6 protein-coding genes are annotated in these 7642 nt (G+C 70.0%); 4 read left to right on the top strand and 2 right to left on the bottom strand.

The window, feature by feature from the left end; translation table 11 throughout:
• Window positions 1–129 precede the first annotated feature (129 nt).
• Window positions 130–996 (bottom strand): phosphatase PAP2 family protein, encoded by an 867-nt coding sequence (locus GTW67_RS17915; protein WP_161165832.1) that lies wholly within the window; start codon window positions 994–996, stop codon window positions 130–132.
• A gap of 84 nt (window positions 997–1080) precedes the next feature.
• The gene (locus GTW67_RS17910) at window positions 1081–2115 is read right to left on the bottom strand and encodes a substrate-binding domain-containing protein (protein ID WP_161165831.1); all 1035 of its coding nucleotides are present in this window, start codon (window positions 2113–2115) and stop codon (window positions 1081–1083) included.
• A 377-nt stretch (window positions 2116–2492) separates the two neighbouring features.
• Here GTW67_RS17910 and GTW67_RS17905 point away from each other — a divergent pair, with 377 nt between their 5' ends.
• From GTW67_RS17905 to GTW67_RS17890, 4 genes are all read left to right on the top strand, one after another.
• Complete coding sequence (locus tag GTW67_RS17905; RefSeq protein ID WP_161165830.1) at window positions 2493–3764, top strand: extracellular solute-binding protein; 1272 nt, start codon at window positions 2493–2495, stop codon at window positions 3762–3764.
• A gap of 105 nt (window positions 3765–3869) precedes the next feature.
• Window positions 3870–4874, top strand: a complete 1005-nt coding sequence (locus tag GTW67_RS17900; protein ID WP_161165829.1) for a carbohydrate ABC transporter permease — start codon at window positions 3870–3872, stop codon at window positions 4872–4874.
• Window positions 4875–4887: 13 nt separating this feature from the next.
• On the top strand, window positions 4888–5802 hold the full coding sequence (locus tag GTW67_RS17895) for a sugar ABC transporter permease (protein WP_161165828.1): 915 nt from the start codon (window positions 4888–4890) through the stop codon (window positions 5800–5802).
• A 137-nt stretch (window positions 5803–5939) separates the two neighbouring features.
• A complete protein-coding gene (locus tag GTW67_RS17890; RefSeq protein WP_161165827.1) occupies window positions 5940–7622 on the top strand; it encodes a glycoside hydrolase family 13 protein in 1683 nt (560 codons plus the stop codon).
• Window positions 7623–7642: the final 20 nt, after the last annotated feature.

Raw genomic sequence — 7642 nt, 5'->3', positions numbered from 1 at the left:
GGGGCGGCACGGGTGGGCGCAGCGGCACCCGGCAACGCCGGCGCCCGGACCCACCCCCACGCACCAGCTCCCCGCACCGAACAAGCCCCGGGCCACGGACTGCGCACCAACACCCCGCACACCCTCACGTCACCCCCGCGTGACCGCCCAAACCCTCCGCCGCCCAACCACCCCCGGCACCGACCGAGGCAACCCATACGGCATCCGCCCATACCCCACCCGAGCCACCCCATAGCCGAACCCCAGACACAGCACACCCCCCACCGCATCCAGCCAGAAGTGGTTCGCCGTAGCCACGATCACCACCAGCGTCACCACCGGATACACCAGCCCCAGCACCCGCACCCACGGCACCGACGCCAGCGCGAAGATCGTCAGCCCGCACCACACCGACCACCCGATGTGCATCGACGGCATCGCGGCGTACTGGTTGGACATGTTCTTCAGGTCCCCCGACGCCATCGACCCCCACGTCTGGTGGACCATCACCGTGTCGACGAAACGCCCCCCGTTCATCAACCGGGGCGGCGCGAGCGGATACAGGTAGTAACCGACCAGCGCCACAGCCGTCGTCGCGAACAGCACCAGCCGGGTCGCCGCGTACCGCCCCGGATGCCGGCGGAACAGCCACACCAGCACACCCAGCGTCACCACGAAGTGCAACGTGGCGTAGTAGTAGTTCATGCCGACGACCAGCCAAGTCACGGAGTCGACGGCATGATTGACGGACCGCTCCACGGCGATCCCGAGCTGCTGCTCGACCCGCCAGATCCAGTCGGCGTTGCGCAGCGCCTGCCCCCGCTGCTCCGGCACGGCGTTGCGGACGAGCGAGTACGTCCAGTAGCTGAGCGCGATCAGCAGGATCTCGAACCACAGGCGGGGCCGGCGCGGCCTGCGGAGCCGGCGCACGAGTCCCCGCCCCGTCGTCTCCTCCGTGACGGGGTGCGGAGCGCCGTCTTCCAGGCGCTCCGGAGTCCTCACGGTCGCGTCACCCATAGGCATGAAGTCTGCCAGAAAAGCCCTGTCCCACCGATCATCCCCCGGCGGGGTCCGCGCCGCATCCGGCGGCGGAGTAAGGGGTCAGGACCGGTGCCGCTCACCCGGCGCCGAGGCCGTCGAACCGCGTACCACCAGCTCCGGCATGAACACGAACTCGCTGTGCGGTGCGGGCGTTCCGCCGATCTCCTCCAGCAGCGTGCGCACCGCCGCCTGCCCCATCGCGGGGACCGGCTTGCGGACGGTGGTCAGCGGCGGATCGGTGAACGCGATCAGCGGCGAGTCGTCGAAGCCGACGACCGACACGTCCTTGGGCACGTCGAGCCCGCGCTGCCGGGCCGCCCGTATCGCGCCCAGCGCCATCATGTCGCTGGCGCAGACCACCGCCGTGCAGTCCCGCTCGATGAGCGCGGTGGCCGCGGCCTGGCCGCCCTCCAGGGTGTAGAGGGAGTGCTGGACGAGTTCCGTCTCCACGGTCCGCGCGTCGAGGTCCAGTTGCTCCTGGACGGTGCGGACGAAGCCCTCGATCTTGCGCTGCACCGGCACGAACCGCTTCGGACCGAGCGCCAGCCCGATCCGGGTGTGGCCCAGCGAGACGAGGTGGGTGACCGCGAGGCTCATCGCGGCGCGGTCGTCGGGGGAGATGAACGGCGCCTGCACCTTCGGCGAGAAGCCGTCGACCAGCACGAACGGCACGCCCTGCGCGCGCAGCCGCTCGTAGCGCTCCATGTCGGCGGTGGTGTCGGCGTGCAGTCCGGAGACGTAGATGATGCCGGCGACGCCGCGGTCGACCAGCATCTCCGTCAGTTCGTCCTCCGTGGAGCCGCCCGGGGTCTGGGTGGCGAGGACCGGCGTGTAGCCCTGGCGGGTCAGTGCCTGGCCGATGACCTGGGCCAGGGCCGGGAATATCGGGTTCTCCAGCTCCGGGGTGATCAGACCGACCAGGCCCTCGCTGCGCTGCCGCAGCCGCACCGGGCGCTCGTAGCCGAGGACGTCGAGGGCGGCGAGCACGGACTGCCGGGTGGTGGCGGCGACGCCCGGCTTCCCGTTGAGGACGCGGCTGACCGTCGCTTCGCTCACGCCCGCCTGGGCGGCGATGTCGGCAAGCCGTGTGGTCACGGGAGTGGACTGTACCTGTCGGAGGGCGCCTTGCACACCGACCGGGCGCCGTGCACGGCCTGTTGGACGGCCCGGCGCGGGCTGCTGCGTCATCGCGCTCCCTCGAGAAAGTGGTGGCAAGAGCTTGCAGAGTCTTGCACAACCGGCCCGATACCGCTCGTGCCCTGTAAACAAGCGTCTCACGACGGTCGCTGACAGGTCACGCACGGATAACTTCGGAGATCTCTTGCACTTTTTTGCAGCAAGACCTTTCGCGCCGCTTACATCGCTGTTACGTTCACGTCGCCCGACGGCAGCAACGGCGCGTCGGTGTCGGCAGGAGCGGCGGACGGGCCCGCACCCTGCACCACACGGGCTTTCACCCTCAAGGAGAACTCATGCGGCGTGGCATAGCGGCCACCGCTCTGGTGGCGTCCCTCGCCCTCGCGGCGACGGCGTGCGGCGGGGACGGCGACAGCGACAGCGAGTCCGGCGGACCGGTCACCATCACCTACTGGGACACCTCGAACGCGACCAACGAGGCGCCGACCTACAAGGCGCTGGTCAAGGAGTTCGAGGCCGCCAACAAGGGCATCAAGGTCAACTTCGTCAACGTGCCCTTCGACCAGGCGCAGAACAAGTTCGACACCGCCGCCGGTTCCAAGGGTGCCCCGGACGTGCTGCGCTCCGAGGTCGGCTGGACGCCCGCCTTCGCCAAGAAGGGCTTCTTCCTGCCGCTGGACGGCACCGAGGCCCTCGCCGACCAGGCCAAGTTCCAGCCCAGCCTGATCGAGCAGGCCAAGTACGAGGGCAAGACCTACGGCGTCCCGCTGGTCACCGACACCCTCGCCTTCGTCTACAACAAGGAACTGTTCAAGAAGGCCGGCGTCGAGGCCCCCAAGACCTGGGACGACCTGAAGAAGGCCGCCGCCACCATCAAGGACAAGACCGGCGCCGACGGCTACTGGGGCTCCACGGCCGGTTACTACGGGCAGCCGTTCCTGTTCGGCGAGGGCACCGACACCGTCGACGCCGAGGGCAAGAAGGTCACCGTCAACTCGCCCGAGGCGAAGAAGGCGTACGGCACCTGGCTGAGCCTGTTCGACGGCAAGGGCCTGCACAAGGCCGACACCACCGCCGACGCCTACGCCCACATCCAGGAGGCGTTCGTCAGCGGCAAGGTCGCCTCGATCGTCCAGGGCCCGTGGGAGATCACCAACTTCTACAAGGGCACCGCCTTCAAGGACAAGAACAACCTCGGCATCGCCACCGTCCCGGCCGGCTCCACCGGCAAGGCGGGCGCCCCGACCGGCGGCCACAACCTCTCGGTGTACGCCGGCTCGGACAAGGCCCACCAGGAAGCGGCGCTCAAGCTCGTCAACTTCATGACCTCGGCGAAGTCCCAGGAGACCATCGCCCTGAAGAACTCGACGCTGCCGACCCGCGACGACGCCTACACCGACAAGGTCAAGGCCGACCCGGGCATCGCCGGCTACCAGACGGTGCTGCCCGCCGCCCAGCCGCGCCCGGCGCTGCCGGAGTACGGCTCCCTGTGGACCCCGCTCGACGAGCAGCTGCCGCAGATCGCCGGCGGCAAGAAGTCCCTGGACGAGGGTCTGGGCGACGCCGAGACCGCGATCGCCAAGCTGGTGCCGGACTTCTCCAAGTGAGTCCCGCGGCCGCCGGGCCCCCCGTGGGGGGAGGGGACCCGGCGGCCGGTGCGCCGCACCCCTCGATCGTCCTGCCCAGCCCGATGCTCCCGAAGGTGCCGAACCATGACAGTCACCATCGACCGCGCGACCGGCAAGCGCCGCGGTGACCGCACGCCGCGGCCCGGCCTCGGCCGGCGTCTGAAAGACGGGTACCAGAAGCACTGGTACGCCTACGCCATGATCGCGCCGGTGGCCGTCGTGATCGGCGTCCTCGTGCTGTACCCGCTCGGGTACGGCCTGTACCTCACCCTCACCGACGCCAACAGCCTCAACACCGGGCGCACCATCGGCGTCAACGAGATCGAGGCGACGTACAAGTTCATCGGCCTGGACAACTACGCCGACATCCTGTGGGGCCCGACGGCGTACGACCGCTTCTGGTCGCACTTCATCTGGACCATCGTGTGGACGGCCGTCTGCGTCACCCTGCACTTCTGCATCGGTCTCGGCCTCGCGCTGCTGCTCAACCAGAACCTGCGCGGCCGGACCTTCTACCGGCTGCTCCTGGTCCTGCCGTGGGCCGTGCCCACCTTCGTCACCGTCTTCGGCTGGCGCTTCATGCTCGCCGACGCCGGCATCGTCAACTCCGCCCTGGACTGGCTGCACCTGCCGACGCCGGCCTGGCTGGAGGACACCTTCTGGCAGCGGTTCTCCGCGATCATGGTGAACACCTGGTGCGGCGTGCCGTTCATGATGGTCTCGCTCCTCGGCGGCCTCCAGTCCATCGACAAGAGCCTCTACGAGGCCGCCGAGATGGACGGCGCGAACGCCTGGCAGCGCTTCCGCTTCGTCACCCTGCCCGGTCTGCGCTCCGTCAGCTCCACGGTCGTCCTGCTCGGCATCATCTGGACCTTCAACCAGTTCGCCGTGATCTTCCTGCTGTTCGGCAACACCGCCCCCGACGCGCAGATCCTCGTCACCTGGGCCTACCACCTCGGCTTCGGGCAGCAGCCGCGCGACTTCGCGCAGTCCGCGGCCTACGGCATGCTGCTGCTGGCCATCCTGATCGTCTTCACCTCCTTCTACCGCCGCTGGCTGAACCGCAATGAGCAGCAGCTCGCGATCTGAGGCAGGAGCCACCATGAGCACCACCACCGTTCCGGCGTCCGCCCCGGCCGAGCAGGCCGGCCCCGGGCCCGCCGCCCCGCCGCGCAAGGTGCGCTCACGAGGCGAACGCGGCCGCGCCGCGTCCCTCGCCTCCCACGGCGTCCTGACCGTCGCGAGCCTCGTCGCGCTCTTCCCGGTCGCCTGGCTGGTCTACCTGTCGCTCGGCCCGGACAAGGACGACTACCTGCACCCCGGGCGCATCTGGTCGAAGATGACCTTCGACAACTACGCGTTCGTGCTCCAGCACACCAACTTCTTCGACTGGCTGAAGAGCTCGCTGATCGTCTCGCTGGGCACCACGGTCGTCGGCGTCATGGTCGCCGCCACCACCGGCTACGCGGTCTCGCGGATGCGCTTCCCCGGCTACCGGAAGCTGATGTGGGTGCTGCTGGTCACCCAGATGTTCCCCATCGCCGTGCTGATCGTGCCGATGTACCAGATCCTGTCCGACCTCCAGCTCGTCGACAGCTACCTCGGCCTGGTCCTCGTCTACTGCTCGACCGCGGTGCCGTACTGCGCGTGGCTGCTCAAGGGCTACTTCGACACCATCCCGTTCGAGATCGACGAGGCCGGGCGCGTGGACGGGCTGTCGCCGTTCGGCACCTTCTTCCGGCTGATCCTGCCGCTCGCCCGGCCGGGCCTGGCGGTCGCCGGCTTCTACAGTTTCATCACCGCCTTCGGCGAGGTCGCCTTCGCCTCGACGTTCATGCTGAGCGACACGAAGTACACCTTCGCGGTCGGCCTTCAGAGCTTCATCAGCGAGCACGACGCGCAGCGCCACCTGATGGCCGCCACCGCCGTCCTCGTCGCGATACCCGTGTCCGCCTTCTTCTACCTGGTGCAGAAGAACCTGGTGGCCGGCCTCACCGCCGGCGGCACGAAGGGCTGACGCCCGACACGAAGGGCTGACGCCCGACGGGAGAACGTCCGGCCGCGGTGCCATCCGACCCCGCCGCACCGCGGCCGGCCATCCCGTCCCCCCACCCATGCCTCCCTGACCAGACCTCCGTCACACACAAGGACGACATGAGCCAGCAGCACTCCGCCGCACCGGCCCCCACCTCCGCCGTCGCCACCGTCACGAGGCGCCGCGACTGGTGGCGCGACGCGGTCATCTACCAGGTGTACCCGCGCAGCTTCGCCGACAGCAACGGCGACGGCATGGGCGACCTGGAGGGTGTCCGCACCCGTCTGCCGTACCTGCGCGACCTGGGCGTGGACGCCGTGTGGCTCAGCCCCTTCTACGCCTCCCCGCAGGCCGACGCCGGCTACGACGTCGCCGACTACCGGGCCGTCGACCCCATGTTCGGCACCCTCCTGGACGCCGACGCGCTGATCCGCGACGCCCACGGGCTGGGCCTGCGCATCATCGTCGACCTGGTCCCGAACCACTCCTCCGACCAGCACGAGTGGTTCAAGCGCGCCCTCGCCGAGGGCCCCGGCTCGCCCTCCCGGGACCGCTACCACTTCCGCCCCGGCAAGGGCGAGAACGGTGAACTGCCGCCCAACGACTGGGAGTCCATCTTCGGCGGCCCCGCCTGGACCAGGGTCACAGAGCCCGACGGCACGCCGGGGGAGTGGTACCTGCACCTGTTCGCGCCCGAGCAGCCCGACTTCAACTGGGAGCACCCGGCCGTCGGCGACGAGTTCCGCTCGATCCTGCGGTTCTGGCTGGACATGGGCGTGGACGGCTTCCGCATCGACGTCGCGCACGGCATGGTGAAGGCCGAGGGCCTGCCCGACCTTGGATCCCACGAGCAGCTGAAGCTGCTGGGCAACGATGTCATGCCGTTCTTCGATCAGGACGGCGTCCACGACATCTACCGCCAGTGGCGGCTGATCCTCGACGAGTACAGCGGAGAGCGCATCTTCGTCGCGGAGGCGTGGACGCCGACCGTCGAGCGCACCGCGAACTACGTGCGCCCCGACGAGCTGCACCAGGCGTTCAACTTCCAGTACCTGGGCACCCACTGGGACGCCGAGGAGCTGCGCACGGTCATCGACCGCACCCTGGACGCCATGCGCCCCGTCGGCGCCCCCGCCACCTGGGTCCTGTCCAACCACGACGTCACCCGGCACGCCACCCGCTTCGCCAACCCGGCGGGCCTCGGCACGCAGATCCGCCTGGCCGGCGACCGCGAGCTGGGCCTGCGCAGGGCCCGCGCCGCGACCCTGCTGATGCTGGCGCTGCCCGGCTCGGCCTACGTCTACCAGGGCGAGGAGCTGGGCCTGCCGGACGTCGTCGACCTGCCCGACGAGGTGCGCCAGGACCCGGCGTACTTCCGCGGCGCCGGCCAGGACGGCTTCCGCGACGGCTGCCGGGTGCCGATCCCGTGGACGCGCACGGGGTCGTCGTACGGCTTCGGTGACGGCGGCAGCTGGCTTCCGCAGCCCGCGGGCTGGGGCGAGCTGAGCGTCGAGGCGCAGACGGGTGAGCCGGGCTCGACCCTGGAGCTGTACCGCGCGGCCCTGGCGGTACGCCGCGAACAGCCCGACCTGGGCGCGGGCGAGGCCGTGGAGTGGCTGCGGGCACCCGAGGGCGTCCTCGCCTTCCGGCGCGGCGAGTTCGTGTGCGTGGCCAACACCACGGGTGAGCCGGCGACGGTCCCCGCCCACGGCCGCGTCCTGCTGGCCACGGGCGAGGTGACCGAGGCGAACGGCGAGGCGACGGTGCCGGCGGACACGACCGTGTGGTGGTCGCGCGTCTGACCCCGGCCCGCCGCCGACGG

Origin of the sequence: Streptomyces sp. SID5910 (assembly GCF_009862125.1) — a bacterium.
Lineage (GTDB): Bacteria > Actinomycetota > Actinomycetes > Streptomycetales > Streptomycetaceae > Streptomyces.
The sequence above is the reverse complement of the archived record's forward strand: the minus strand, read 5'-3'. Positions and strand labels throughout refer to the sequence as shown.

Bases quoted from the DNA above. Each gene is read 5' to 3' on its own strand.
- GTW67_RS17915 (WP_161165832.1), bottom strand. From the start codon at position 996: ATGGGTGACGCGACCGTGAGGACTCCGGAGCGCCTGGAAGACGGCGCT.
- GTW67_RS17905 (WP_161165830.1), top strand. From the start codon at position 2,493: ATGCGGCGTGGCATAGCGGCCACCGCTCTGGTGGCGTCCCTCGCCCTC.
- GTW67_RS17895 (WP_161165828.1), top strand. From the start codon at position 4,888: ATGAGCACCACCACCGTTCCGGCGTCCGCCCCGGCCGAGCAGGCCGGC.
- GTW67_RS17900 (WP_161165829.1), top strand. From the start codon at position 3,870: ATGACAGTCACCATCGACCGCGCGACCGGCAAGCGCCGCGGTGACCGC.
- GTW67_RS17890 (WP_161165827.1), top strand. From the start codon at position 5,940: ATGAGCCAGCAGCACTCCGCCGCACCGGCCCCCACCTCCGCCGTCGCC.